General features: G+C 32.1%; 27 protein-coding genes and 1 pseudogene. 4 read left to right on the top strand and 24 right to left on the bottom strand.

The features are described from left to right. Window positions 1-53 precede the first annotated feature (53 nt). From P163_RS16995 to P163_RS16950, 10 genes are all read right to left on the bottom strand, one after another. Entirely contained in the window at window positions 54-920 is an 867-nt protein-coding gene (locus tag P163_RS16995; protein WP_081891282.1) for an IS3 family transposase, read from the bottom strand. Next, window positions 917-1,306 carry an IS630 transposase-related protein gene (locus P163_RS16990; RefSeq protein ID WP_034886817.1) on the bottom strand — a complete coding sequence of 130 codons (390 nt, stop codon included), beginning with the start codon at window positions 1,304-1,306 and terminating at the stop codon, window positions 917-919. The genes P163_RS16995 and P163_RS16990 overlap by 4 nt, the downstream gene beginning before the upstream one ends. A gap of 205 nt (window positions 1,307-1,511) precedes the next feature. Continuing rightward, window positions 1,512-2,366, bottom strand: coding sequence for an alpha/beta hydrolase (locus P163_RS16985; RefSeq protein ID WP_034894757.1), 855 nt, complete (start codon window positions 2,364-2,366; stop codon window positions 1,512-1,514). Window positions 2,367-2,617: 251 nt separating this feature from the next. Beyond that, a complete protein-coding gene (locus tag P163_RS16980) occupies window positions 2,618-3,481 on the bottom strand; it encodes a hypothetical protein (protein ID WP_034894754.1) in 864 nt (287 codons plus the stop codon). Beyond that, on the bottom strand, window positions 3,481-7,182 hold the full coding sequence (locus P163_RS16975; RefSeq protein WP_034894751.1) for an ATP-binding protein: 3,702 nt from the start codon (window positions 7,180-7,182) through the stop codon (window positions 3,481-3,483). The genes P163_RS16980 and P163_RS16975 overlap by 1 nt, the downstream gene beginning before the upstream one ends. Beyond that, the gene (locus tag P163_RS16970; RefSeq protein ID WP_081891376.1) at window positions 7,166-7,738 is read right to left on the bottom strand and encodes a condensin complex protein MksE; all 573 of its coding nucleotides are present in this window, start codon (window positions 7,736-7,738) and stop codon (window positions 7,166-7,168) included. The genes P163_RS16975 and P163_RS16970 overlap by 17 nt, the downstream gene beginning before the upstream one ends. A gap of 6 nt (window positions 7,739-7,744) precedes the next feature. After that, window positions 7,745-8,941 carry a hypothetical protein gene (locus P163_RS16965; protein WP_034894748.1) on the bottom strand — a complete coding sequence of 399 codons (1,197 nt, stop codon included), beginning with the start codon at window positions 8,939-8,941 and terminating at the stop codon, window positions 7,745-7,747. Between the two features lie 176 nt (window positions 8,942-9,117). Continuing rightward, the gene (locus P163_RS16960) at window positions 9,118-9,966 is read right to left on the bottom strand and encodes an IS3 family transposase (RefSeq protein WP_034894745.1); all 849 of its coding nucleotides are present in this window, start codon (window positions 9,964-9,966) and stop codon (window positions 9,118-9,120) included. Window positions 9,967-9,968: 2 nt separating this feature from the next. Further along, window positions 9,969-10,340, bottom strand: coding sequence for a transposase (locus P163_RS16955; protein WP_034894742.1), 372 nt, complete (start codon window positions 10,338-10,340; stop codon window positions 9,969-9,971). A 205-nt stretch (window positions 10,341-10,545) separates the two neighbouring features. Further along, a complete protein-coding gene (locus P163_RS16950; RefSeq protein ID WP_034894739.1) occupies window positions 10,546-11,397 on the bottom strand; it encodes an FRG domain-containing protein in 852 nt (283 codons plus the stop codon). A 297-nt stretch (window positions 11,398-11,694) separates the two neighbouring features. On the opposite strand from P163_RS16950, the gene P163_RS16945 reads away from it, so the two are divergent. Further along, window positions 11,695-12,771 carry an IS110 family transposase gene (locus tag P163_RS16945; RefSeq protein WP_034890609.1) on the top strand — a complete coding sequence of 359 codons (1,077 nt, stop codon included), beginning with the start codon at window positions 11,695-11,697 and terminating at the stop codon, window positions 12,769-12,771. 163 nt (window positions 12,772-12,934) lie between these two features. Here P163_RS16945 and P163_RS16940 read toward each other — a convergent pair whose 3' ends face one another. The 4 genes from P163_RS16940 to P163_RS16925 all read right to left on the bottom strand — a co-directional run bounded on the left by P163_RS16940 (window position 12,935) and on the right by P163_RS16925 (window position 15,353). After that, window positions 12,935-13,456 (bottom strand): lysozyme inhibitor LprI family protein, encoded by a 522-nt coding sequence (locus P163_RS16940; RefSeq protein WP_034894735.1) that lies wholly within the window; start codon window positions 13,454-13,456, stop codon window positions 12,935-12,937. A 173-nt stretch (window positions 13,457-13,629) separates the two neighbouring features. Continuing rightward, the gene (locus tag P163_RS16935) at window positions 13,630-14,040 is read right to left on the bottom strand and encodes a hypothetical protein (protein WP_034894732.1); all 411 of its coding nucleotides are present in this window, start codon (window positions 14,038-14,040) and stop codon (window positions 13,630-13,632) included. A gap of 1 nt (window position 14,041) precedes the next feature. Further along, window positions 14,042-14,341 carry a hypothetical protein gene (locus tag P163_RS16930; protein ID WP_156100744.1) on the bottom strand — a complete coding sequence of 100 codons (300 nt, stop codon included), beginning with the start codon at window positions 14,339-14,341 and terminating at the stop codon, window positions 14,042-14,044. 217 nt (window positions 14,342-14,558) lie between these two features. Continuing rightward, entirely contained in the window at window positions 14,559-15,353 is a 795-nt protein-coding gene (locus P163_RS16925) for a cation transporter (protein WP_034894726.1), read from the bottom strand. 357 nt (window positions 15,354-15,710) lie between these two features. Here P163_RS16925 and P163_RS18005 point away from each other — a divergent pair, with 357 nt between their 5' ends. Beyond that, the gene (locus tag P163_RS18005; protein ID WP_051931316.1) at window positions 15,711-16,430 is read left to right on the top strand and encodes a putative quinol monooxygenase; all 720 of its coding nucleotides are present in this window, start codon (window positions 15,711-15,713) and stop codon (window positions 16,428-16,430) included. A gap of 72 nt (window positions 16,431-16,502) precedes the next feature. Next, window positions 16,503-17,366, top strand: coding sequence for a helix-turn-helix domain-containing protein (locus tag P163_RS16915; RefSeq protein WP_034895110.1), 864 nt, complete (start codon window positions 16,503-16,505; stop codon window positions 17,364-17,366). 60 nt (window positions 17,367-17,426) lie between these two features. Here P163_RS16915 and P163_RS16910 read toward each other — a convergent pair whose 3' ends face one another. The 4 genes from P163_RS16910 to P163_RS16895 all read right to left on the bottom strand — a co-directional run bounded on the left by P163_RS16910 (window position 17,427) and on the right by P163_RS16895 (window position 20,541). Further along, window positions 17,427-18,281, bottom strand: coding sequence for an IS3 family transposase (locus tag P163_RS16910; RefSeq protein WP_034894723.1), 855 nt, complete (start codon window positions 18,279-18,281; stop codon window positions 17,427-17,429). A 9-nt stretch (window positions 18,282-18,290) separates the two neighbouring features. Then, on the bottom strand, window positions 18,291-18,680 hold the full coding sequence (locus P163_RS16905; RefSeq protein WP_034886817.1) for an IS630 transposase-related protein: 390 nt from the start codon (window positions 18,678-18,680) through the stop codon (window positions 18,291-18,293). 115 nt (window positions 18,681-18,795) lie between these two features. Beyond that, window positions 18,796-19,482, bottom strand: a complete 687-nt coding sequence (locus tag P163_RS16900; protein ID WP_034894720.1) for a hypothetical protein — start codon at window positions 19,480-19,482, stop codon at window positions 18,796-18,798. A gap of 183 nt (window positions 19,483-19,665) precedes the next feature. Then, window positions 19,666-20,541, bottom strand: a complete 876-nt coding sequence (locus P163_RS16895) for an AraC family transcriptional regulator (RefSeq protein ID WP_034894717.1) — start codon at window positions 20,539-20,541, stop codon at window positions 19,666-19,668. A 94-nt stretch (window positions 20,542-20,635) separates the two neighbouring features. On the opposite strand from P163_RS16895, the gene P163_RS16890 reads away from it, so the two are divergent. Next, complete coding sequence (locus P163_RS16890; RefSeq protein ID WP_034894714.1) at window positions 20,636-20,980, top strand: DUF983 domain-containing protein; 345 nt, start codon at window positions 20,636-20,638, stop codon at window positions 20,978-20,980. A 183-nt stretch (window positions 20,981-21,163) separates the two neighbouring features. On the opposite strand, the gene ygiD is transcribed toward P163_RS16890, so the two are convergent. From ygiD to P163_RS16865, 6 genes and pseudogenes are all read right to left on the bottom strand, one after another. Continuing rightward, window positions 21,164-22,051 carry a 4,5-DOPA dioxygenase extradiol gene (gene ygiD / locus P163_RS16885; protein ID WP_081891346.1) on the bottom strand — a complete coding sequence of 296 codons (888 nt, stop codon included), beginning with the start codon at window positions 22,049-22,051 and terminating at the stop codon, window positions 21,164-21,166. 17 nt (window positions 22,052-22,068) lie between these two features. Continuing rightward, entirely contained in the window at window positions 22,069-22,452 is a 384-nt protein-coding gene (locus P163_RS16880; protein WP_034887672.1) for a siderophore-interacting protein, read from the bottom strand. Window positions 22,453-22,698: 246 nt separating this feature from the next. Further along, complete coding sequence (locus P163_RS16875; RefSeq protein WP_034887670.1) at window positions 22,699-23,544, bottom strand: SDR family oxidoreductase; 846 nt, start codon at window positions 23,542-23,544, stop codon at window positions 22,699-22,701. Window positions 23,545-23,547: 3 nt separating this feature from the next. Next, window positions 23,548-24,071: pseudogene (locus P163_RS16870) on the bottom strand (YceI family protein). A 41-nt stretch (window positions 24,072-24,112) separates the two neighbouring features. Then, window positions 24,113-24,271 (bottom strand): YceI family protein, encoded by a 159-nt coding sequence (locus tag P163_RS18665; protein WP_231556267.1) that lies wholly within the window; start codon window positions 24,269-24,271, stop codon window positions 24,113-24,115. Beyond that, window positions 24,249-24,612: YceI family protein (locus P163_RS16865; protein ID WP_231556265.1), on the bottom strand; the 364-nt coding region annotated here is incomplete at its 5' end. The genes P163_RS18665 and P163_RS16865, both read right to left, overlap by 23 nt.

Here is a 24,612-nt window from a genome sequence, read left to right as displayed (position 1 = left end):
AGTATGTATTATACTGAAATAGGTTGACCATTTTTGATTCAATTTTCAACAGTTTAAATGGTCAATAGTTCTAAATTTTGTTTGTTCCTTTTGTAGGAATGATAGTCTACATTTCTATTCAAATGAACAAAGTTAGGGGTGTTCAATTTGAGACTAAAATGAGGTCTTTTGTTGTTGTAAATCTCAACAGCCCTTTTGACCATCTTCTTCGCTAAGTTAGTATTTTTTATAGTTCGTTTTAAATCGTATTCATATTTAAGCGTTCTGTTGATTCTCTCAGCCACGGCGTTCTCATACGGATCGTATTTCTCGGTCATGCTCATTTGTATTCCGTTTTCCTCAGCAAAGCTGGTGTATTGGGGATTGCAATACTGAATTCCACGATCTGAATGATGAATGAGTTTCTGATTCTTGTATTTCCTGTTTTTAATGGCCATTTTAAGCGCATCGATGCAAAGTGATGTCTTCATATGGCTTGCCAATTTATAACCCATAATTTGCTTAGAATAGGCGTCTGTGACTAATGCCAAGTAACTGTGTCCGTTCTGCGTTTTAATATAGGTAATATCGCTTACCCAAAGTTGTTCCGGCCTGGTGGGAACTTTGTCTTTTACGAGGTTTTTGTATTTAAAGAACCGGTGTTTTGAATCGGTTGTGATATGGAACCGCTTTAATTTAGGAACGAGCAGGTTATTCATTCGCATTACTCGATAGAATTTATCCCTTCCTATTTTAATACCGAGTCTGTCCATATCAGCCTTTAATTCCTGATACAGTTTAATTCCACCGGTACGCAGTCCATACTGACTCCGATACTCTTTGATGAGTCGAATAATTAGCTGTTGCTCTGTTTGCCTGTTCTGATGAGATTTTAAGCGCTTATAAAAAGCTTGTTTGGAAACCCCAAAACATTGGATCAACCATTTTCTTTTAAACGGTTTTGCTTCTTTTTTTCGATCTCGTCTGCTAATGTTTTGGGCAATGACTTTTTTGACATATCAACTCCGGTAATGAGTTCCATGTCAGCAATAATGTCTTGTTGGAAGTCTTTTACAAACTCTAATTCCTCTATTTTTTCTTTGAGTTTCTTGATCTCATCTTTCTTGCTCATCCCTTGTTTCTTTTGTTCTAAAGTACTGTATTTTTTCAACCAGTAATAGATGGAAGCTCTGGAAACCTGATATTTATCGGAAGCATGATTGATAGAGATTTGTGCATTTTGGATCTGATCAATAATAACTAGCTTAAGATCATACCCTACTTTTTTGTAGGAAGTTTTTCGACAGTGTTCATTTTGTTCTTTCATTAGGTATAGTGCTAAAAGGTTTAATTTTTAGTCAACCTATTTCAGGAAAGTACACGAGTCAAAATTGCATACAACGGTCTCGGCTATGAGTAGTTGCGTGGGTTAACACTAACTTTTGCAAGTAAACACCAAGTTGGAAATTCCGCAGGAATTTCCAAAGTAGGCGAGTAGAATCAATTACTTATAGCCATTGTTGGCAATAGTTTTATTTTTTGTAGAAAAACTCAATTCCATCATAGATAGATTTAGGCAAAAGAGACATATGATCTTCTTTTTCATATATCTGAAAATTGTATTCTAAATTATCAAACTTATTAAGTTTAAAATATTCTAAGAGATGGTCTGTTGAATTTACGATTGACCAACCTTCAGATCCTCCATAGCACATAAAAATGTTAGCTCTAGTCTTACTGGTCTTAAAATCATTTTCTATTTTTTCATAGAGTTTTATCGACTTATTATACCATAAAGCAGGTGAGATTATAATGTGCTTATTAAATAACGGTTTTTTGTCCATAGCATCATTTATACCAAATAACCCTCCGAGAGAATGACCAATAAATCCTCGGTTTTTTTTGTCAATGGCATATTTTTTTGAAACAAAAGGAAATAATTTGTCCTTTAAAAAAAATTTAAAATTGTCAGCATTTCCCGAGTTAGTAGAGTCTACTATAAGGGCTCCAGATTCCAATGGAAGAATAAATGGAAAGTTCAAATTGTATGGTGTTGGAGTGTAGTCTCTTATTCTTTGTTTAGTAAAGTCATCTATAGAACCATCAATTGATATTCCTACTAATACTATGTCTTCCACAGTTTTACTCCTATTCAAAAGGGTATAATTTCCTTTTACAATATCCTCAAGCCACCACGCATCTAAATAATATAGAGTTTTGTAAGTCTTTGAATCATCATAATGTGGCGGAATAGTTACAATTACTTCGTATTCATATTTTTTTTCAGAAACTAATCTGTGAATATACGTTTTACCTTTTGTATTAAATTCTTGTGCGAAAATTATACTACTAGAACAAAGCAAAATGAGTGCACAAATCTTTTTCATATAAATTTTAAATTATTGCCAACGGTCTTGGTTAAGGCAAGTAGCGTGGAATAGGGATGCGTTCTTGTCGGCTTAGTTATTTTTTACTTGATGTCTAAAATAGCACTTTTCACCAGAATGCCCGCTATTTGCGCTTAACCGATGTTGTGCATAGTGCTTTTCCGTAAACTTACTAGCGTTGGCAGAAGACATACTCTTTTGCTGTTTTAAGTGTAGCGCTGGCTGGAGCGAATTGCAAATGTGTATGGCTTTCAGCGTTGGCTATCGTTTTCAATATAATATTCTTGGTCTAGACCTTTTTTTTCTAATTGAATAATATCAATTAATTCTAGAATTTTCGATTCCTGTATGTTGTCAATTTTGAAATTTATTTTTTGGTTATCAAATCGTTCTCTATTACCATTTTTTCTTAGGACACTTTTAATATTCTCAGGAATAAAAAATGTCGATTTTCCCGATAAATGCTTTTTGTATTCATTTAAGTAAATCCCAATTCCTGCAATATCGAAATCTCCAAAATGCAGATAATTATTTGGGATAGAATTCATCCATTTTATAAAATCTTTATTTCGGTTTTGTGGATAACGTGAAACGAACAAAGGATTTATATTTTCAAACAAGTATTTCTGTTCTTGAATCTGACTAAAATTTTTAGCATTTTCAACTCCAATAATTGTTATTTCTTTTGGAACTTTGAAAGATTCATAGTCATATATAAAAACAAAGCTTCCTTTATCAGGATTGATGATTATGGTTTCATTATTCAGTTCAGCTTTTATAGAATTATAACTATTTACTAAAAAACCTTTAAATGCTCTCTCTTTTGATTTTTTGGAATCTGTTGTAATCTTAACAAACTCTGCACGAGTTGAATTTTCATTTTCTAAAGCCAAAGTATATTTATTCAAATCATTAACTTGTAATTGATTTGCTAAATAGGTGTGTAAATCCGTTTTATCTAATAATTCTAAGGACTTTTTGTGCTTTCCTTTTCTAGTTATGATATTCTCAGATACTAAATCGTCAATTAATCTACTTTTAGCAGAGTGATTAGGAATAGATTCTCCATTAATTAGTTGAACTAATACTTTTGCTATTTTTAATGTTAATTTCATTAATTAAGAACTTTGGTATTTACTTTTACCAATCGATTAATTTTTGTTATGTATTTTTTAGTGTTGCTTTTGGATTGTTCTTTTGCAAGTTTATATGTGTATTTATAGTCTGTAGCATTTTGACTTGTTGGTGAACCATTAATTAATAGAATGTTTCTTTCGTTCGCAAATCTTAAAATCCCTTTAACATTATTAGGGTGAAGTCTTCCTATTTCATCCATCATGCAATGTAATTTAAAGTCTTTGAATTTTTTAGATGCACTATCTTTAAAAACATTAAGAAGTAAAATGTTTATCATTGCCTTTACTAAAACGTCTGTTCCCTCACTACCTACATTCGAAAGCTTTTCAACCCAACCAGAATCATTATCATTTTCTATTATTCTAAATTGTAAATCAAAAGATTCTGAGAGTGTTAGCTTTGTGCTTTTTGATTTCATCAATTCTTTTACTAGTTGTTTTAATAACTCTACAGCTCTTTGATTTTTTGAATTGCTTTCTGACGAAGTAAAAAGATTCGTTTTTCCTAAAGCAAGACTGTTTTCATCATTAAACTCTTTTATCTGAATTAATAACTTGACTATTGGATTAGAACTTTCTAAAGTTTTCATTTCCATTCCTTTGATGGCTTGCACAAAGTTTTTGCCAACAAAATCATCATTAATTTTTTTAATGATTTTTTCAATTTCTCCTTTTTTAGAGTTTAGTTCAGTTGTTTCTCTGCCTATTAAGTGAATGATATGTGCAAATCGGTCATTTACCCGTTTTTCATATTCGTTAATTTTATCTACTTCAATAAATTCTTTAAGGTCAGACGCAAAGTTTAAAAACTCTTTATCTTCATTTAGTTTTACTTTAAAGCTAAATATATTCTGTTCACCAAAATTACCTATAAATGCATTTGTAGATTGTTGTAATTCATTAAATGTCTCAATTCCTTTATAGTGTTTATCATTTATCTCTGTGATAATTGAGATAGCAGTTTTTGTCTCATTAAATTCTCTAATTGGCTCAGAAAAATAAATTTGAACACTTTTGTAGGTTTCTGACTTTTCTTTAAACTCTATAAATTTATTTTCGTCAGTATCAAATTCCTCAATTTTAGATTTTATTGATTTTACAAAATCCTCTTGTTTAGAATATTTTGTATTTATTTTATTCAATTCAATTTTATGTTCCTTAATTATTGAAGTTTGCTTTATTTCTAAACTAGCTTTATCAACTTTTAACAGAGGTACTTTATCGAAGAGTTCTCTTTTATCTTTATTGTATTCTATAACAATTATTTCGTTATTTTTTATATAATCTAAGTCCTTTTCTACATCGTTTAATCTATTGTCGATTACACTGAGCCTTTTCGTGTCAGCTCCTTTGTTGCCTAATTCAGAGGTTTGTTCTTTTTTTAGCTCTTGAATCCGTTTATCTGACACTTCTTTACCATTTGAAATAGAAGTGTTTATTTCGTAAATCTTATTGTTTTTGATTTCTTCTAAAGATTTAATTTCAGAGTCTCGTTCATTTTCTTTTAAGCTTGTTTTACGCTTTATTCCTTTCTTAATAACTTTTAGGTTGTCTTCAGCTTTTAATTTCTTTGACGCAATCTCGTCTAAATCATTTTCTAGTTTTTGTAAAATATTTTCTTTTTCCAATTTAGCTTTTGAAACCCATTCATCTAAATCAATCTTATTTTTCTTTAATTTTTCTTCGTTTTGCGATATTGTGTATTCATTTTCGGTAATAACTTCTTTAAGACTATTTAGTTTTTTCTTAAATTTTGTTTTTAGTTTTTGTGAACTATCGACTTTATTCGCATTAAGTTGCTGAATAGTATTTTGAATTTCATCAATCTTACCTTTATATTCCTCAATTTCTTGATTATATTCTTTAACAGTTTTAATACTGTTTTTTAAAGTGTTTAAGTTTAACTCAATGCCAAATAAGGTAGTGGAAGTAATATCAATTAGTTTAGGATTTAGTTCTGTGTTGAATAATACATTGTCTTCATCAATTACTTTTCCTATTGTATTTTGCCAATTAGAAACATTGTCGTTTAGCCAACCATATAGAGAAGATTTACTTTGTTGAATTTTGTTTTCAATTTTCTCAATTTTTAAAACCAACTTTTGACTTTTTTCTTTTTCTTTCTCAACGGATGTATTATTAATCCTTTCAACTTCTTTTGTCTCTAGCTCCCATTCTTTGCGAATCGTAGCTGTTTGATTTGTTGAATTTAGAATGATGCTTTTCGAATTTGAAATTTTGTCGCCAAGTGTTTTTTTACTGTCTTTGCACTTATCAATTTCTGAAGAGAAAAAGGTTTTATGTTTTAATTCTGATTTCTTTCTTTTTAAGTTGTTTTCGCTTTCTTTTAATTTGTCTAACCCATTATAACCTTTATCTACTTCATCTTTGTTTTCTTCTTTAATTTGATTTATCAACTTTTGGTAGTTATCAAATATTAAAGTTTTATTCTCTCCAAAATCACTTTTTATTTTGTTTATTTCTGCGTTTTGTGTATTGGCAAACTCCTGTTGTTGATTTAGAATTTGGGATATGAGAGCTTGGAATTTTTGACTAATTTCCGCGAATTTAGAGGTTAGTAGATTTTTTTCGTCTCCTAAAGTCTTTTGCTCAATAATCAAAGAATCTTTCTTTGCAACTTTTGAAATTATTTGATTGATGTTTTGATTATCGTATTCCGCTTGTTTTTGCTTTGCTTTTGCTAACTCTGTCGTAATTATTTTGATATCCGAAACAATATCCTGTTCTCTTCTTCGATGCGTTTTAGATAAGTTTTCTCTTTTTTTAGAAAGCTCAGTTAGCTCATTGTTTTCTTTTGAAAAACTAGAATATAAAATTGGCTTTTCATTTTCTATGTAATCTTTTCTAGATGCCAGTTCATATGCTAGTTCTTTCTTTTCCCTTTTTAGAAAGTTGAAAACTCTGAATCTGTCAATAATTTTGTCGGCTTGTTTTCTTACTACAATTTGCCCTTTTCGATTTTCTTTAAACCATATTTTAATATCATTAATCTGAGTTTCAAAATCACGTAAATGATTCTTAGAATAGTTCTCAATATCTATAACGAATTCTTCCTCATTTAGAGAATTTATTATGGTGTCTTTAATAAATTTCGCTTCTAAGTTAGTATTGAGAAGTACGTTTTGAATAGTTCTTGGTATATTTTGGTATTGCTTACTCTCAATTAAAGCGTACTTTTTAAGCTCAGGCTTTAAGCCGTTATTATCTCCATAAATGATTCTACGAAAATCTTCATAACTCTTTATTAATTTGGTATAATAAATCTCTTTTCCAAAAGCATTTCTGATTTTATCCCAACTTACAAAAGCTCTATTATCTTTATCAATAAATAATTCTCTCTTATATTCAGAATTAAAAAACCTGAACGCAACTTTTCCATTTACTTTGTATGCTAAAACACAAAAAGGAATGTTTTCTTTTATTATTTCATAAATAATATATGAGTTCTGATATTCAAAATAATAATCATCAAATCCCTTTTTCTCTCTAGGTATCCCAAGCGTAGTTTTATTCGCATTGTAAAAAAACAAGATAGCACGAAGTAAGGTGCTTTTCCCCACACCTTGCGTTCCAATTAAATGAACATTTCCGTCTAATTCAATTTCTGAGTATTTTACAGATGCACTATTTATAAAAACTATTTTATTCAGGTATCTCATTTTCTATTTCTTCTGGAATATTAATAGCTGTTATAATGTCTTTCAAATAATTTAATGAGGTAAGTACTTTGTAAGTTTCTGAAATCTCGTTTTCCAATGTTATAAAATTATCTTTCTCAAGTTTTTCAATTATTTTTTTTATTCTATCTGAGTAGCTTTTTTTGTCAACACCTATTTTTTTAAATTTTTCTAGTTTGGCTTTTAAATCCGCATTGTTTTTTAGTTGATTTACAATGTCTGATGGTGAAAACCTAAAACCTACATCAAAAGAAGAATCAAAAGTTTTAAAAAAATCTAATATATCAATCCAATTAAATGCTTTTTCTAATTTTCTATCTAAGTCTGCATTATTTTCTATGCGACTGAAATAGAAATATTCATTGCCTTGCTCTAAAATGTAGTTGATTTGATAGAAGTATTCGTATAAATCTTCAAATGTTTCGTTTTCTTCTAAAACCTTATAGAGTTTTTGAATGTCATCATCTGGACTGTTTGAGCAGATGAATTGCCCTTTACGTAGCACGTCAAATATTTCTGAAGTATATTTTGTAATCATTAAAATTTATTTTGAAAATACCATAGCATATTCAATACTATTAGTTATTTGGAAATTGTCTTTTATTTTTAATTCTTGCTCATATTGGGAAATGATTTGACAGAATATAGTTACTCGCTCATTAAAATCTACATTTTTTGAAAAATCATAGTTTAAAATAAAATTGAATAAGTTGTCACTTGTAGCAACGAAACGATTTCGTATTTCTTCTAGATTTATCATTACTTCTTCCTCAATATTACTTTCAAGATATTCATTAGAAATACTTTCTGCTATTTCTGGTTTGAAGAGTAATCTGTCTTTATGATTTTTAGCAATTCTTTTAATTGCTTCAAAAGCTTTTTCACTTTCTCTAAGAAAATCAATAGATAAATTTAAAGACTGAATTGTTCTTACCTCAAAAATCACTTGATTTTTGTTTGATACTATTTGTCTAATGTCAGTTTCTGCTTCAATAGTAAAATTGTCTTTTAAATATTTTAGTTTTCGTAATTTTTCTAAGAATTTCCCTTGTTGTTTTATCTGATTTAGATAATCAATTATATGCTTTTCTATTTCAATTAGGTTATGTGAGCATTCTCCTAGCTGATATTTTAATTCAATAATAATTCTACTCAATTCTTCATCTAAGGCTCTATTGAAAAAAGTTATTTCTTCCTCGTTAATAAGAGCCAATGTTTGCTGTATCAAATTTGTTACTATTGTTCTTTTTTCATCAAGATTTTCTAACCTTAATTGTTTGTTCTTGTAATTGGATTCGTTTTTAAAAGTGTTCTCAATATTTCGTCTTAAATCGACCACACTTCTAAGTGTTATTATTCCCATTTTCCGAAACGTCTTTTTTATAAACCTTAGATAACTATATCTTCTGTTTTCGTTATTTTCGTTTAAAAAATAGTCTATGTTTTCTTTGATTTTTTTGATGTTTTCATCAATATATGACAAGTTTATTTCTTCACTTACAAAAAGCACTTGTTCAAAGAATTCCAAAAATTGACCATCAAGTTCTAAAAGACCTCCATTTTCTCTAATTACAGATTTTTGTATTAATAAATCAATACGACTTTCCTCATAATCAACTAGTTCTAATGCATCACTCAATGTATAGTCAATTGATTTCCTTTTGCTAAACATTTCAGATATTAGTTTTTCCTCTCTTTTCAAAGCGGAAACCAACTCTTTTATGTCATTGAAAGTATTCATCGTTTTGTTTTGTGTGTTGGCTTAAAAATAGCTCTTTTAATTTTTAAGCGTTGGCAGAAGCGTTCGGAAAAAAATAAATGTGCTGTTTGCGTGTTGGTTCTTCAGCTCGAATTTTGATGATTAGCACAATTTCCGCATGTCTTGTCCTGAAATATGGCTACAGGTTAAAATTGATTTTACGCTGTTAATTTATATACCATATTTGGTGTTTGATAGTCTAAAGATAAATGTAATCTTATTTCATTATATAATTTAATGGCGTTTTTTGCAGCTCTTTTAGCGTGTTCCTTATTTGTGAAGACCTGATCGAGATAGAATTCATCTTTCAGGATCCCATTTACGCGTTCTGCCATTGCATTTTCGTAACAGTGATTTTCTTCAGTCATACTGATAGCTATCTTTTTTCTTTTAAGGATTTGAGTATACACATTGCTGCAATATTGTATCCCTCTGTCTGAATGGTGTATGAGCCCTTTGATGTCTTTGGCTTGGTAAATCGCTTTATTAAGTGCTCTCACGCATCCTTTAAGTTCTAGGCTATCACTAAGGTCATAACCCACAATCTTTCTGGAATGCATATCTGTAATGAGTGCTAGGTAACAAAATCCTTTTAGAGTTCTGATATACGTAATGTCCGATACCCAAACTTGATTAGATCGGTTTACTTTTAGATCTTTTATAATGTTATTGTACTTATAAAACCTGTGATACGAATTGGTTGTTCTGGCACTGTACTTTTTTCTTAATGTCAACATTTTATGTTCTCTTAGTACATTGAATAATGTGTCCCTACCTACTTTTAACTGCTGCTTTTCAAAGTCCTGGCTCAAGGATTTCATAAGCTTGCGCACGCCTTCTCGCGGAAGGGATTTGCGTTTTCTTTTTACGATAGCAACTATATGTTGTTCGATCTCTTTTCGTTTATCAGCTCTGCATTTGTACTTATAATAAGCGTCACGTTTTAGTTCAAAACAATCACATATCTTGGATAACGAAGCAAATCCCTTGGCTTTTTCCTTTGCTATGATTAAGGCTTGATATTTAGTTTTTTTTTAAGTTCCAAGACACTTTTGTAGCCTAGTTTTTGGGCAGCTACTTCCAAGTATGCATCATCGACCAGTTGATCCATATCTTTTTTAAGGAGTAGTTTTTTAAGCTGTTCAATTTCTTTTTGGAGTGCTTTGATCCGTGTTATTTCATCCTTTGTTTCTACCATAACCCTTGTGTTCATTAGGTCTTTACGCTCATACTTCCTAATCCATTCATTGATGGTTGAGGGAGCAATCCCATAGAGTTTACCTAGTTCATAATTAGAATATTTTCCAGTACTAAGTTCTGATAAAATTTTTAATTTGAATGGTTCACTGTAACGTCTGGTTACTCTGTCATTTTTATACATAACTGTTTAGAATTATGTAGCCTTTATTCAGGACGAGTCAAAATTGCTGCCAACGGTCTCGGTTAACACAAGTTGCGGGAGTAGGGATGCGAACTTGTCGGTTTAAGTATTTTCTTACTTAGGATACTAAATTACACTTTTTCGACAAAACCCGTTATTTGTGATAACCGTTGTTGTGAGGCGTTTTTACTTTTGTAATTTTCTTTTACCCAATTTTACTTAATCGGATACAACCTCCAAACATATTTCTACAATCGAATTTGAACATAGATCTTGCTATTTTTTCTTCCTTTTCTGTTAATTTATCAGCGTCCGTAACATATAAGGTAGCTAGTCGGGAGTTTTCTTTTAATTTTTGGAAATCTGAAAAATAGGTTTTCTCTAAATATCCGTTTTCGAGATACAGATTGCTATAGTTTATTGAATAAAATTCGTCAAGCTGTTTCATTATAGCTTTTTTGAATTTAGATGGAATAAGAATTTTTTCTAAAAAATGAGATTTATTTTCCTCTTTATGATATTCCCATAAATCATAACTTTCTGTTTTTTCATCACTAAGCGGTGAATGTCCCCATATCATAAAACTACCAGACTGTGCTCTCATTCTAGGATTATTTACGGTTGTACTAACGAAAGCTAATTTTTGAGTCTCCATAATTTGATCTTCATACGAAGCGAAAAGAGGATAATCATTTTGATTACAAACAAAAAGAGCTCCATCATTTATTTGTTCATTGGAACATGCAAAGAATAAAGCTATTAGAATATCCGCAGTCCAATCAATTAAGCGAGTTGGAACTCCATAATGTTGGCAAATCATTAGCCACTCTAATTCAAAATTTGTGTAGGTTAATGGAGGATTAGGTTTTGGAGGTTTTGCTTGCAATATATTTTTTTCAAATTGCACAGTTTGATATCGTTGGAAGTTGTTGAATCTATAAATAGAGGGAATTAACGTCCATTCATAATTAGCTTGTCCTCTAAACCGAAAATCAGAATTGTTTAGTGATAAATTATATAAGTATTCAAATGCTTCGGTAACAGATTTTATCTCCATTTCAATTTATTATTTTTATAGTCACAATTTTACTGTAAAAATGCCTTACAACGGTCTCGGTTCGTATGTTAGATTTGAGATTGTAATTTAGCTAAAAATAGGAATTAATTATTAAACTCCATAGAAGGGATAGGGAGGTCTCGGTAGATACATTTAATCAATGATATCGTGTGTTAGAAATTCCACCCTTCTATTAATTTCTCTAAGAACTTGAACAGTACCTAGATCCTATAACAGAGATCGTATCAAAAGCGAGCAAAAGTGATGGAGAATAGAGTTTAAAAAATCAACATTATTATGAAGAATGAAATTTTGAAACTCTCCTTAGGAGTAGATGTCTCAAAAGAGACTTTGGCTGTTTGTTTGTGCCGTCTAACGGCTAGACTTACAAAGGAGTTTGAAGATCCATTTGAGGTTAGTAATGATTTATCAGGTTTTAAAAAGTTGGTAAAGTGGTTACTTAAAAATGCCAGTTCTCCAGAGGATATAGTTGTCGTTATGGAATCGACAGGTATTTATCATGAAGCTTTGGTATACCATCTCTATGGGGAAGGATTTCCTGTAAGTGTTATGCAATCAGGACGTGTAAAGCGCTATGCTCAAAGTTTGGATCAACGTTCCAAGACCGATGCCTTAGATAGCCGTATGCTTGCCATGCTTGGTTGTGAAAGAGAGTTGGCATTATGGAGCCCACCAGATCCAATATTACGTCAGTTAAAAGGGCTGAGTCGGGAACGATCTTTTTTACTAAAGGAAAAGCAGATGGAGCGAAATAGACTTCATGCCTTGGAACACTCCGTTTATAAAAGCAAGCGGGAGCTAAAGCGCTATGGACAGCGATTAAAATTGATTGAAAAGCAGTTGATAGAAATAGAAAAGGAGATGGAAATTCTAGTTAAGAATGATCCACAGATGCATCAAAGGATTAAGCATTTGGAAAGTATCCCCGGGATCTCTTTTAAATCTGCAGCGACCGTAGTAGGTGAAACTTTGGGTTTCACCGGTTTTACTAATGCTAAACAATTGACTAGTTATGCAGGATTTGATGTGGTCTTGAAAGAATCTGGTGCTTATAAGGGAAAGACGAGAATCAGTAAGAAAGGGAATAAACATATTCGTAGTGCACTATATATGCCAGCGATGAGCGCCATACAATGGAATCCAACCTTGAGAAAATTTTACGAACGAGTCCAACCCACTAAAGTCAAACCAATGATAGCCTTAGTAGCAGTAGAGCGAAAGCTATTGGTATTAATGTATAGTTTATGGAAAAATGAAATAGATTACGATCCAGAACATGAGCAAAAAAAGACAGCAAGAACCGAAGTCCTTGCTGCACAGGATAGAAGCAATTTAACATTGACTTCTTCCTAAAAATTTTCTCAAAATTACTTGTTTTATAACACAGTACCTAACACAAGTTGCGGGAGTAGGGACGCGGACTTGTCGGTTTAAGTATTTTCTTACTTAGGATACTAAATTACACTTTTTCGATAAAACCCGTTATTTGTGATAACCGTTGTTAGGTGTAGTTTTTTTACTTGATCATAATTCTAGAGTTTAAATACTCATAAATTTCATCCAACCTATTTTTAACCAGATCAAGGTTTCTCGAAGCTATAAATAACTGCTGTATTGTTCCTCCTCCAGAATATTCATCTTTTGCGATTAAATTATTAAGCTTTATTTCTGAATTTCTAAATTTTATCCAATTTCGTTGAGCTTGTTTTAAAGTCTCTTTGTCTTCATGGTTTAATTTCTTGAGCAGTTTCTTATAATACTTATTCAGTAAGTCATCATAGCTTACGTATGAATTATAAGTTGCTTGAAGCATTCCTGAAGTGGTGTAATCATTATTCAATTCCAAATCCATTTTTTTATCTATTTTGAATTTGTCAACGGTGAATTCCAAATCTAAACTACTCGAGAATTCTTTAAGTTTATGAATTGAATCTTTAAATTTTTGAGTTTCAAATTCAACTTGGTCAGATATATCTTTTTTCTGGGCAAATGTATTTGAACAAATCATTATTATTAATAAGATAAATATTTTTTTCATTTTTTTCTAAAAAATTACACCTAACGGTCTTGTTTAACGCAAGTGGCGTGGAGTAGGGACACGTTATTGTCGGCTTAGTTGATTTTTACTTGGTCTCTAAAATATAACTTTTAATTAAATACCCGCTATTTGCTGTTAAACGATGTTGCCACACGTTTTTTTCGGTTCGTTATTTATCTCAAGTCTAAAAGCACACTATCTTTTACTTTGATAAAAATCAGATTGTCGTTATGATACATTTTTATTGTGTTGCCTACCTTTTCTGTGCGCACAAAATCAGATTGAATTTTTTCTTCACTATTTTGATCAAGGTAAATCGGTATCGTTACACAAAGAAAACTTCCTATTATAATTACAGAATTTGTTATAATTATTCCTTTGAGGTTCAGCGTTTTCTTTTGAAATATAAATTTTCCTAAACTGATAAGCATCCAAATCAAACCAACTACTAAAGTCAGAAATAAAATCAAATGATGAATTCCTGGCGCGTGGATGTAAGGGTTTCCAATAATCAAATAAGCTATTCCCGCAAGTCCGAAGCCTATAACGTAGAATAAAAGTGTTTTTAATATTCCTTTCTTCATTTTATCCGCTAAAAGTTTCCGTCGGTAAATTCAGGCAAATAATTGCCGAAATAATGTGAATTCCGAGTATGGCATATATCCATTTAATTTTTCTGCTTATAAGTATCGCATAAATTGGAATTTGAATAATCGCAATTATAATTGCAAAAATTCCGATTTGATTATTCATTACTGCAATATTCATCGAATAGGGATAAATCAATTTAGCTGGCCAAAAAATTCCGTGTCCGCCACCCATAGAAAGCACTACAAATGCTAAAATCAGAAAGGTTGCTAATACTATGATTATTGTTTTTTTCAAATGTGTGGCAACGGTCTTGTATATGGCTCGTAGCGTGCAAATTATCAATATTTTTTTCGGTTAAGCACTAGCCGGATTTTTTAATTTTCTTATTACCTTTTTTTCTCAATAAGTCAAATTAAAAAATTTGGCGGACTTCGCAAATATGCCTAAACTTCGATTAAGCAACTGCCCAGCTATGAGCTATATACGGTGTTGTAAGTAGTGCTTTTTTCATTCACTTACTTAATTTCAAAATCCTAAACGCTCCTTGAATTACCAATATAAAAACGATTGTTCCAATAATCAAATCAGGTTTATTAGAACTCAAATAATGCACTAAAATTCCTGCAATTATTACTCCTAAATTTATAATCACGTCATTCGAGGTGAAAATCATACTCGCTTTCATATGTGCTTCTTCTTTACTTTTTGACTTTTGCAAAATATAAAGACAAATTCCGTTTGCGATAAGTGCGAAAATCGAAACGATAATCATTGTCGAAAAATCGGGAAGTTTCTCGTCTCCGAAAAATCTTCTTAAAACTTCTACAAATCCAATAATCGCAAGTATTATTTGAAAATATCCAGCAAGTTTGGCAATCCGTTTTTTCTTTATTACTGTTCCGCCAACCGCAAACAAACTAATTCCGTAAACAAAACTGTCCGCAAGCATATCTAAACTATCGGCAACAAGTCCCATAGATTTTGAGATAATTCCTGTTGTCATTTCGATTATAAAAAACGCAAAATTTATAACGAGTACAGACCAAAGTAGCTTTTTTTGGTTTTTGTTTTCTTTAAATTCCGTTTGGTCGGTTTGTTTAGTCGAGATTTTCTTTCCACCTAAATTTAGTTCGATAACTGACTTTTCGATTTGGTCAATTTCTCCGCTGTGAAAAACGGTCAATTTTCGATTCGGAATATCAAAGTCCAAATTCGCAATGCTTGAAATTCCATCTAATTTCATTCGGATTAGATTTTCCTCTGAAGGACAGTCCATTTTGGTAATTTCAAATATTGTCTTTTTCATTCGGTTTCTGGGTTTTTCGGCATTACTTACAACGGTTGTGTATATGGCTCGTAGCGTGCAAATTAGCGATATTTATTCGGATTAAGCACAAGCCAGATTTTTAAATTTTACTATTTATCTTTTTTTATTGGAAATCGTCAAATTTAAAAATTTGGCGACTTTACAAATATGCCTTAACTTCGTATAAGCAACTCATTAGCTATGAGCTATATACGTTGTTATGTGCATACTGAATTTAATAGTGTTGCTTTTTTAGTATTACTTTCCTGAAAATCGTCCATGCCATAGTAATAAACATCCATTCCACAGTCCTTTATTTCTCTCCAAATTTACACTGTAACAAAAAAACAAGAAAAAATGAAAACTATAGTTCCATTAAAATTAGCGCTCCTGGTTTTTTTACTAGGATTTACAATTCAAACATTTTCAAAAACTAAAAACACAAACATTATGAACAGTACAAAAAATGAAACAATCGGATTATTAGTAATTATGAAGGCAAAACCAGGAAAAGAACAAGACGTAAAAGACTTTTTGCTTGGTGGATTAGCACTAGTCAATCAAGAACCTCAAACAGTATCTTGGTTTGCCTTTCAGATAGACAGTAAAACTTTTGGTATCTATGATACCTTTGAAGTTGAAGAAGGTAGACAAGCGCATTTACAAGGAGAAGTTGCAAAGGCACTATTAGCAAATGCAGATGATTTATTAGAAGATTTTGATGCTGACACAGATATTCAAGCCATAGACATATTGGCATCTAATCATAAGTCTGGACTGCAAAACAAAGGCTTGCTTGTTATCATGAAATCTAAAGAAACAAAGACAGCAGATGTCGAAAACTTTCTAAATGTTGGAAAACAATTAGTAAGTGATGAGCCAAAGACTTTATCTTGGTATGCTATAAAAATAGATGCGACTACGTATGCAATCTTTGATACTTTTGCTGATGATTCAGGTAGAGATGCCCACTTAACAGGTAAAGTTGCTGCAGCACTTATGGAAAATGCTCCGGTTCTTTTAGAAGGTTTTAAACCAACTGCAATTCAAAAAATAGACATCATTGCTTCAAAATAATTGATATCTTTAGAAAGGAGTGCAATAAGCACTCCTTTGTTTTTAAGGATACTAAAAAAGAAATAGATGTTTATGGCTCAAATTATTATTGATAAACAAAATGGTGAATTAGCCTTTAGACTAGAAAGGTTTGAAAATCTTAATCAATTTGACCATTTACAGCGAAAGAACTATTATTCTATTATTTTACTTTACGGAAGCAACTATAAGTTAAGTGTGGACCTTTCTAAGTATGAACTGCAAGGTTATCAAATGATTTGCCTGTCGCCTTATCAGCCATTTATGATTTCTTCTGCAGCATCTTGTTCGGGCTGGTTATTAAATTTTCACCCAGATTTTTTCTGTACTTATCGTCATCAAAATGATATTGAAACAGAAGGCGTTCTTTTTAATAATTTTAGTGGAATACCACATTTTAAGATTTCTGAAGAGGCTTTGTTTTTTAATCTCATAGACCAAATTTCAAAAGAGATGGATAAAGATTCTATAGCTCAACATGAAGTTCTTGTCGCATTTTTAAAGATATTTTTAATAGAAGCAGTGAGGCAGAAAAAACAATTCGATAAAGAGATAGTTCCAAAATTTTCAGATGGCCAATCTGAAATCCTACAAAATTTAGTAGATTCTATTGAGAAAAACTTTTGTGAATTACATTCTCCGAAAGATTATGCAGATGTTTTGTGTGTTAGTACAAAAACATTGGCAGGGATTGTAAAAAAGTATTTACAGCAAACACCTAGCGATTTAATTTCTAATAGAATTGTTATAGCGGCTAAACGAGAGCTATATTTAACATCAAAACCTTTGAAACAGATTGCAGCTGGACTTGGTTATTATGATGAATTTTATTTTAGTCGGTTTTTTAAGAAAAAAGTAGGTGTTTCTCCAGATAATTACAGAAAGACAGTAGGTTTCGCCAAACTAGAAAGGCTATAATTATCAGGTGGTGTATTATACTGAAATAGGTTGACCATTTTTGATTCAATTTTCGACAGTTTAAATGGTCAATAGTTCTAAATTTTGTTTGTTTCTTTTGTAGGAATGATAGTCTACATTTCTATTCAAATGAACAAAGTTAGGGGTGTTCAATTTGAGACTAAAATGTGGTCTTTTGTTGTTGTAAATCTCAACAGCCCTTTTGACCATCTTCTTCGCTAAGTTAGTATTTTTTATAGTTCGTTTTAAATCGTATTCATATTTAAGGGTTCTGTTGACTCTCTCAGCTATGGCGTTCTCGTACGGATCGTATTTCTCGGTCATGCTCATCAGTATTCCGTGTTCCTCAGCAAAGCTGGTGTATTGGGGATTGCAATACTGAATTCCACGATCTGAATGATGGATGAGTTTCTGATTCTTGTATTTCCTATTTTTAATGGCCATTCTAAGGGCATCGATGCAAAGTGATGTCTTCATATGGCTTGCTAATTTATACCCCATAATTTGCTTAGAATAGGCGTCTGTGACTAATGCCAGGTAACTGTGTCCGTTCTGCGTTTTGATATAGGTAATATCGCTTACCCAAAGTTGTTCAGGTCTGGTGGGAACTTTATCTTTTACCAGGTTTTTGTATTTAAAGAATCGATGTTTTGAATCGGTTGTGATATGAAACCGCTTTAATTTAGGAACGAGCAGGTTATTCATTCGCATCACCTGATAGAATTTATCCCTTCCTATTTTGATACCGAGTCGGTTCATGTCAGCCTTTAATTCCTGATATAGTTTGATTCCACCGGTGCGCAGTCCATACTGACTCCGATACTCCTTGATGAGCCGAATGATTAGCTGTTGCTCTGTTTGCCTAGTCTGATGAGATTTTAACCGCTTATAGAAAGCTTGTTTAGAAACCCCCAAAACATTGGATCAACCATTTTCTTTTAAACGGTTTTGCTTCTTTTTTTCGATCTCGTCTGCTAATGTTTTGGGCAATGACTTTTTTGACATATCAACTCCGGTAATAAGTTCCATGTCAGCAATAATGTCTTGTTGGAAGTCTTTCACAAACTCTAGTTCCTCTATTTTTTCTTTGAGTTTCTTTATTTCATCTTTCTTGCTCATCCCTTGTTTCTTTTGTTCTAAAGTACTGTATTTTTTCAACCAGTAATAGATGGAAGCTCTGGAAACCTGATATTTATCGGAAGCATGATTGATAGAGATTTGTGCATTCTGGATCTGATCAATGATAACCAGCTTGAGATCATACCCTACTTTTTTGTAGGAAGTTTTTCGACAGTGTTCATTTTGTTCTTTCATTAGATATAGTGCTAAAAGGATTAATTTTTAGTCAACCTATTTCAGGAAAGTACAGTAAATTATTTTCTTACTAACGGTGCCGCTTATTGGCGATTAACCGTTGTTGTGAGCTGGCTCATTGTTTGACTTTTCTCCAATATTCTAAATCAAGATGTACTCTCAAAATTCCCTTTCTCTCAGCAACAGTATATGCGATATTTTGATATTTGTCACTTGTAATTTGATCCAAACTTTTAATAGATTTCCATCTTTTTAAACTCTTATTCTCCTTTTCTTGTAATAAACCTTTTGCTACATCTTTGTCCAATGGAACTTCTAGTTTTTTGAGGTGTTTAATCGAATCTGAATTTATATTTAAATCTTCTCTTAAGTAGTGATTGTAAATTACATCTCTTAAAAATAAATTCAAACCTTTTCTTGCTGCCCCCCAACTTTGACCGTTTTCAGGAAATAGATTTCGAAGTTTTATTGTATTATCATCTAAATATTCTTTGAAATTATCAGAGTATAATTGTTGTTTAAATTCTTTTAAATCAATTTCATTTTCAAAATAATTTCTAGAAATTTCAATAATTCCCTTTGCTCCTTGATTTCTAAGTGCTGAAGAACCAACCGACGTTTGAGCAACTTTTCTTTTTATTAAAGAATGGAAATATTCTTTGCTCTTATCAATATTTCTTTTTTCTATCTCTTCTTTTAACAAATTTCCAAATTCTTGGGTAGCTCCATTTATATTTTGACTTCTAATTACGTTTAATGAATTCTGTAATTGATTAGTTGAAAATTTTGAAAAGTCAGACATAGTTTTATGTTACAATTTTGAAATGAGCTTGCTCACAACGGTCTTGGTTAAGGCAAGTAGCGTGGAGTAGGGACACGTTCTTGTCGGCTTTGTTGGTTTTTAATTAGGTTCTAAAATAACACTTTTCATCTGATTGCCCGCTATTTGCGCTTAACCGATGTTGTGCATAGTATCTATCCTCAATTATTTTTGTGAATACTTCTTTTTAAAGTTCGTAGGTGTTATTCCTGCCTTAGATTTGAAATATTTTGAAAAGTAAGCATAATCTGAAAATTCTAAAGTCTCAGAGATATTTGATAACGAGCTATTCGAATGTACAATTAATCTTTTTGCCTCTAAAATCACTCGGTCAGAAATCATTTGATTAGTAGTCTTATTAATTGTTTCTTTTACTACTCTATTTAAGTGCTTTGTGCTGATGTTTAATTTGTCAGCATAGAACTTGGGTAATTTCTGCTTGTCATAGGATTGATCCAATAAATGTTCAAAATTTTCTATGATATGTAGATAGCTGGAATGAGAATTGTTTGATAGATCGAGATCGGAAGTGTATTCTCTGGTTAGATCAATATAAATATCATTTATAATATTTACTATTTTCAAGTTTCTAAAGATTTCTGAATCAACATACTCTTGATATAAATCCTTGAATTTTTTTTGAAGATCGTGATGATTTGATTTCAATGAAATTACAGGGGGATTTTGATAGGAATAAAAAAACGGAAAATTGGTAAGTCTATGGTTCACAAATGTCATTTCATAAAATTCTTGAGAATGAAAAAAGATAAAACCTTTTGGTTCTGTATCAAATTTCCAGAAATGTGTCTGTCCTGGTTTTAAGAAAAAAACTTTTCCTGGATTTATAGAATATGAATTAAAATCGATTTCGTGTGTTCCAGTTCCTTCCGAAAATAAAACACACAAATAGAAATTATGGCTGTGGGGTTTATTAATTAGATCTTGATTCAAATTGATATGTTGTGAAAATGTGTTTACATAGACATCTTTTAAAACCTTGGAGTTTTTGAATTGATCAATATTTAAAACAGTTATCTTCATAGTAAATGTCTCAAAAGTACAAAAATGAGCGTAAAAAATATATCATTCAATCCTGGATTTGCTGCTAAATTTGTGATATAAATTTAATCGGAATATGAATAAAGTAGAAGGTGTTATAAAAGGTAAATGTCCTAATTGTAAAAATGGAGATATTTTTGAAACGAAAGGAAATATTTTTCTATTCCGCATGCCGTTAATGAATGATAAGTGTAAAGATTGTAATTTTAAATTTGAAAAAGAAACTGGCTTTTTCTTTGGAGCTATGTTTGTCAGTTATGCTATTGCTGTTGCAGAGATGATTGCTAGTTTAGTAGTCTTCTGGATGTTTTTAGATTTATCACCATTAAAAGTGTTTTTCATCATATCAGTTATTGCTGTTGTTTGTAGCTCTTTTAATTTTCGAATGTCTAGGGCTATTTGGATATATATGTTTTATTAATTGATCTGAAAAGTCACTGTTGGATATTATGCACAACGTTTTTGTATATGAAAAGTAGCGGATTTTATGCACTAACTTTTCGGATTATAGGTGACCTTTAATTTATTCATTTTCTTTTGATTAAGCGATTATTGAACCGCTATTTTTTATATACGTTGTTAGCTGCTGCCTTTTCTATGCTCATCAATTAGGTTCTATTTTTAAAGAAGTCATTGACAATGAACCTCCAACAGATTTGTCGTTAAACAATGTTACCTTTTCATTTTCTTCTTTCAATGCCAAGGTATAAAGTAAAGGCAAATAATGCTCAGGTGTTGGGATGGCTAAATCAAATGCTTTTCCTTGCGATTTAAAGTCGATAAGTTTTTGATGGTCTCCACTTAAAATATGGCTTTTCATTTTTTCGTTGGCTTCGGTAGCCCAATCGAAAGCAAATTCTTCGTTTAGCTTGTTCCAGGACACCCTACGCAGGTTGTGCACCATATTACCGCTTCCAATAATTAAAACGCCATTATGGCGAAGGCTATTTAGCTCTTGAGCCAATTCGTAATGATACCTTGCCGGTTTCGAATAATCAATGCTCATTTGTATGACCGGAATATCGGCATTTGGATATAAATGTTTGATTACGCTCCAAGCTCCATGGTCAAGCCCCCATTTATCGTCTAATCCAACTTCTGTTTTGGTAATAATACTTTTGGTTTCTTCCGCCAATTCTGGGCTTCCTTTTGCTGGGTATTGAACGTCAAACAATGCTTGTGGAAAACCACCAAAATCGTGAATGGTTGGTGGATTTTGCATTGCTGTTACAAATGTTCCTTTAGTTTCCCAATGTGCTGAAATACAAAGAATCGCATTTGGTCTTATAATTTCTTGACCTAATTTTCTGAATGCCGAAACAAATTCGTTTTCTTCAATGGCATTCATAGGGCTGCCGTGACCTAAGAAAAGCACAGGCATTTTACCTGTGTTACTCATTGTTGAGGTCATTTTGTTTAAATCTTTTAATGTCATACTGTAAGGTATTAAGGGCAATAAAGCTATTGATTTTAAAAATTGCTTTCTATTCATTTGCTGCAAAAATTAGATTAGGCCGTTTTTTTACCCAACCGATAATCAATTGAATATTTTCCTGCTCCCGTAAAAATTAGCCCCACAGCGCCAAACAAGAATAAAGCGTTCAGTTCAATAGCCCAAGCACACATTGCCCAGTTTGTTGCTATGCCGGCGGGTTGGTGCAATGCAAAATCTATAGTGAGAATTTTATTGACCTCATCGTAATTTTTTAAAGTATAAGTGCGCACTTTAGGCTTTTTTCGGTTGGCCACAGGGAGGTGTAACTTTACATAGCAACCTGGTTTGAATACAATAGCCGAATTAGATTGCGAAATTTCAAAATCTATGCGCAGCATATTTTTTGTTAGTTGAGTTTTCTTAATTACACGACATGTATGTCCTGGAATAACCTTCATCTTCTATATTTATATTACAATATCAATAATACCTCCTTTCATCTGCAATATTTCGCCATTGGTAGCTGAAGAAATTGGACTGGCTATTTAACAAACCGTATTGACCACTTCTTCAGACCTATTATAGCGTTGCAATAGTGGACTAGGATCAATTAATAATCTATTCGTATTCTAATAACCAATTGTGTTGAATAAAGAATAAAACCGGCAATAGATTCTATGTTTCTATTGCCGTAATTTTAAAATTTAATTCAATCCAGTTTTAACCGCCTGTGATAAAGAAGTAGTGGGACGGTTAATTAAACGGGCGAGTTCGCCACTTTCATCATGCAAATCGTTTTTAGAAGCGCTATAATCTAAACTCGCAAACGCTTTGGCCATCCCTTCAGGTAATCCAATTTCCTGTAGCTTTTGTGCATATTCTGCTTCTGGAAGGTTCACAAATTCGATGTTTTTACCCGTTTGTTTGCTCACTTCGGCAGCCAAATCCTGCATGGTGAAGGTTTGATCACCAGCCAATTCATACGTTTTGCCTGTATGGTCATCGTTTATGATGGTTTCGGCTATAGCTTCGGCATAGTCTTCACGTGTTGCTGATGAAATTTTTCCATCTCCCGCACTACCAATTATAGCACCTTGCTCTACTGCTTGCTTTAATCCCGCAGTATAATTTTCGGTGTACCATCCATTACGTAAAATCGTGTGCGGAATGCCCGAGTCTTGCAGCATTTTTTCGGTAGCAAGGTGTTCTGGAGCTAATATCATTGACGACGTATCGGCGTGCAGCAAGCTGGTGTAGGCAATTTGCTTAACTTGAGCTTGTTTTGCCGCATTGATTACATTTTTATGTTGGGTTTCACGTTTACCTATCTCGCTTCCCGATATAAAAACCAAACGATCTATGTCCTCTAAAGCCTTTGGTAAAGCTTCTGGTTGTTCATAATCGAAAGCTTTGGCCTCTATACCTAAAGGTTTTGCCTTATCGGGATTTCGCACGAGTGCCACTAATTTGGCATCGGGATTCTTGTCTTTTAGCTTTTGTACTACTAATTGGCCCAGTTGGCCTGTAGCACCTGTTATTCCTATTTTCATGACTTATTGTTTTACAAATTGAACTTCTGCATTAATTTTTATCTCATTTCCAACCATTACACCTCCGGCTTCCAGGGCGGCATTCCAATTAAGGCCAAAGTCTTTTCGGTTCAGTTTACCATTTATGGAAAAACCTGCTTTCTCGTTTCCGTAAGGGTCTTTCATATAACCTCCAAACTCGGTATCTAGTGTGATTTCTTTTGTAGTACCTTTAATTGTAAGGTCACCTACTAATTGGTATTCATCATCATCTACTTTTTTAATGGATTTGCTCACAAATGTAATTTCCGGATATTTTTCAACTTCAAAGAAGTCGGGGCTTTTTAGATGCGTGTCTCGATCATCATTGTTCGTTGATATAGACTTGCATCAATGTTTGCCGAAATGGTTGCTTTTGTAAAATCTTCGCCATCTATGGTTCCTTGAAAGGTTTTAAATTCTCCTTTTACGTTAGAAATCATCAGGTGTTTTACTTTAAATGTAATTTCGCTGTGTGTTGGGTCTATTGCCCATTTTGTTGTTTCCATTTTCTTATATTTTTAATGTTATTGGATAATTTTTAAACGTATTACTGCTTGGCAAACTGTAAGTGCACCACTATGTTTACATCTTTGCCAATACCTGCTGCGGTAGGATCATAATTAATATTGTAGTCAAATCTGTTAATGGTGGTTTTGGCTTTCAATCCTAATTTTTCGCCCTGGTCACTTTTTGGCAGTTCCGCCATAGTACACATCAAAAATCACGGGTTTGGTTACATCTTTTATGGTTAGGTCGCCATATAATAAATACTGATCAGGTTTTCCAGTAGCTAAGATTTTCGTGCTTTTAAAAGTCATTTCTGGATATTTTTCAACTTCAAAAAAATCAGCACTTCTCAAGTGGTTGTCCCTGTCTTCTACATTGGTATTGATACTTGTTACTTTAACAGTAAAATCAACATTTGCCCCTTCTAAAGCTTCCCCATTTGTAGTAAGGTTTCCGGTATATTCCATAAATTTCCCATTCACGATACTAATTCCGGAATGTGAAATATTGAAATTTAAGGACGAATGGTAAGGGTCTACC

Origin of the sequence: Gillisia sp. Hel_I_29 (genome assembly GCF_000744275.1) — a bacterium.
Taxonomy (GTDB): Bacteria; Bacteroidota; Bacteroidia; order Flavobacteriales; family Flavobacteriaceae; genus Gillisia.
Note: the sequence above shows the minus strand (reverse complement) of the source record. Positions and strands in the feature narration are given on the sequence as shown.

Coding starts and splice junctions, on each gene's coding strand:
- P163_RS16990 (WP_034886817.1), bottom strand. CDS start 1,306: ATGAAAGAACAAAATGAACACTGTCGAAAAACTTCCTACAAAAAAGTA.
- P163_RS16985 (WP_034894757.1), bottom strand. CDS start 2,366: ATGAAAAAGATTTGTGCACTCATTTTGCTTTGTTCTAGTAGTATAATT.
- P163_RS16980 (WP_034894754.1), bottom strand. CDS start 3,481: ATGAAATTAACATTAAAAATAGCAAAAGTATTAGTTCAACTAATTAAT.
- P163_RS16975 (WP_034894751.1), bottom strand. CDS start 7,182: ATGAGATACCTGAATAAAATAGTTTTTATAAATAGTGCATCTGTAAAA.
- P163_RS16970 (WP_081891376.1), bottom strand. CDS start 7,738: ATGATTACAAAATATACTTCAGAAATATTTGACGTGCTACGTAAAGGG.
- P163_RS16965 (WP_034894748.1), bottom strand. CDS start 8,941: ATGAATACTTTCAATGACATAAAAGAGTTGGTTTCCGCTTTGAAAAGA.
- P163_RS16955 (WP_034894742.1), bottom strand. CDS start 10,340: ATGTATAAAAATGACAGAGTAACCAGACGTTACAGTGAACCATTCAAA.
- P163_RS16950 (WP_034894739.1), bottom strand. CDS start 11,397: ATGGAGATAAAATCTGTTACCGAAGCATTTGAATACTTATATAATTTA.
- P163_RS16945 (WP_034890609.1), top strand. CDS start 11,695: ATGAAGAATGAAATTTTGAAACTCTCCTTAGGAGTAGATGTCTCAAAA.
- P163_RS16940 (WP_034894735.1), bottom strand. CDS start 13,456: ATGAAAAAAATATTTATCTTATTAATAATAATGATTTGTTCAAATACA.
- P163_RS16935 (WP_034894732.1), bottom strand. CDS start 14,040: ATGAAGAAAGGAATATTAAAAACACTTTTATTCTACGTTATAGGCTTC.
- P163_RS16925 (WP_034894726.1), bottom strand. CDS start 15,353: ATGAAAAAGACAATATTTGAAATTACCAAAATGGACTGTCCTTCAGAG.
- P163_RS18005 (WP_051931316.1), top strand. CDS start 15,711: ATGAAAACTATAGTTCCATTAAAATTAGCGCTCCTGGTTTTTTTACTA.
- P163_RS16915 (WP_034895110.1), top strand. CDS start 16,503: ATGGCTCAAATTATTATTGATAAACAAAATGGTGAATTAGCCTTTAGA.
- P163_RS16905 (WP_034886817.1), bottom strand. CDS start 18,680: ATGAAAGAACAAAATGAACACTGTCGAAAAACTTCCTACAAAAAAGTA.
- P163_RS16900 (WP_034894720.1), bottom strand. CDS start 19,482: ATGTCTGACTTTTCAAAATTTTCAACTAATCAATTACAGAATTCATTA.
- P163_RS16895 (WP_034894717.1), bottom strand. CDS start 20,541: ATGAAGATAACTGTTTTAAATATTGATCAATTCAAAAACTCCAAGGTT.
- P163_RS16890 (WP_034894714.1), top strand. CDS start 20,636: ATGAATAAAGTAGAAGGTGTTATAAAAGGTAAATGTCCTAATTGTAAA.
- ygiD (WP_081891346.1), bottom strand. CDS start 22,051: ATGAATAGAAAGCAATTTTTAAAATCAATAGCTTTATTGCCCTTAATA.
- P163_RS16880 (WP_034887672.1), bottom strand. CDS start 22,452: ATGAAGGTTATTCCAGGACATACATGTCGTGTAATTAAGAAAACTCAA.
- P163_RS16875 (WP_034887670.1), bottom strand. CDS start 23,544: ATGAAAATAGGAATAACAGGTGCTACAGGCCAACTGGGCCAATTAGTA.
- P163_RS18665 (WP_231556267.1), bottom strand. CDS start 24,271: ATGGCGGAACTGCCAAAAAGTGACCAGGGCGAAAAATTAGGATTGAAA.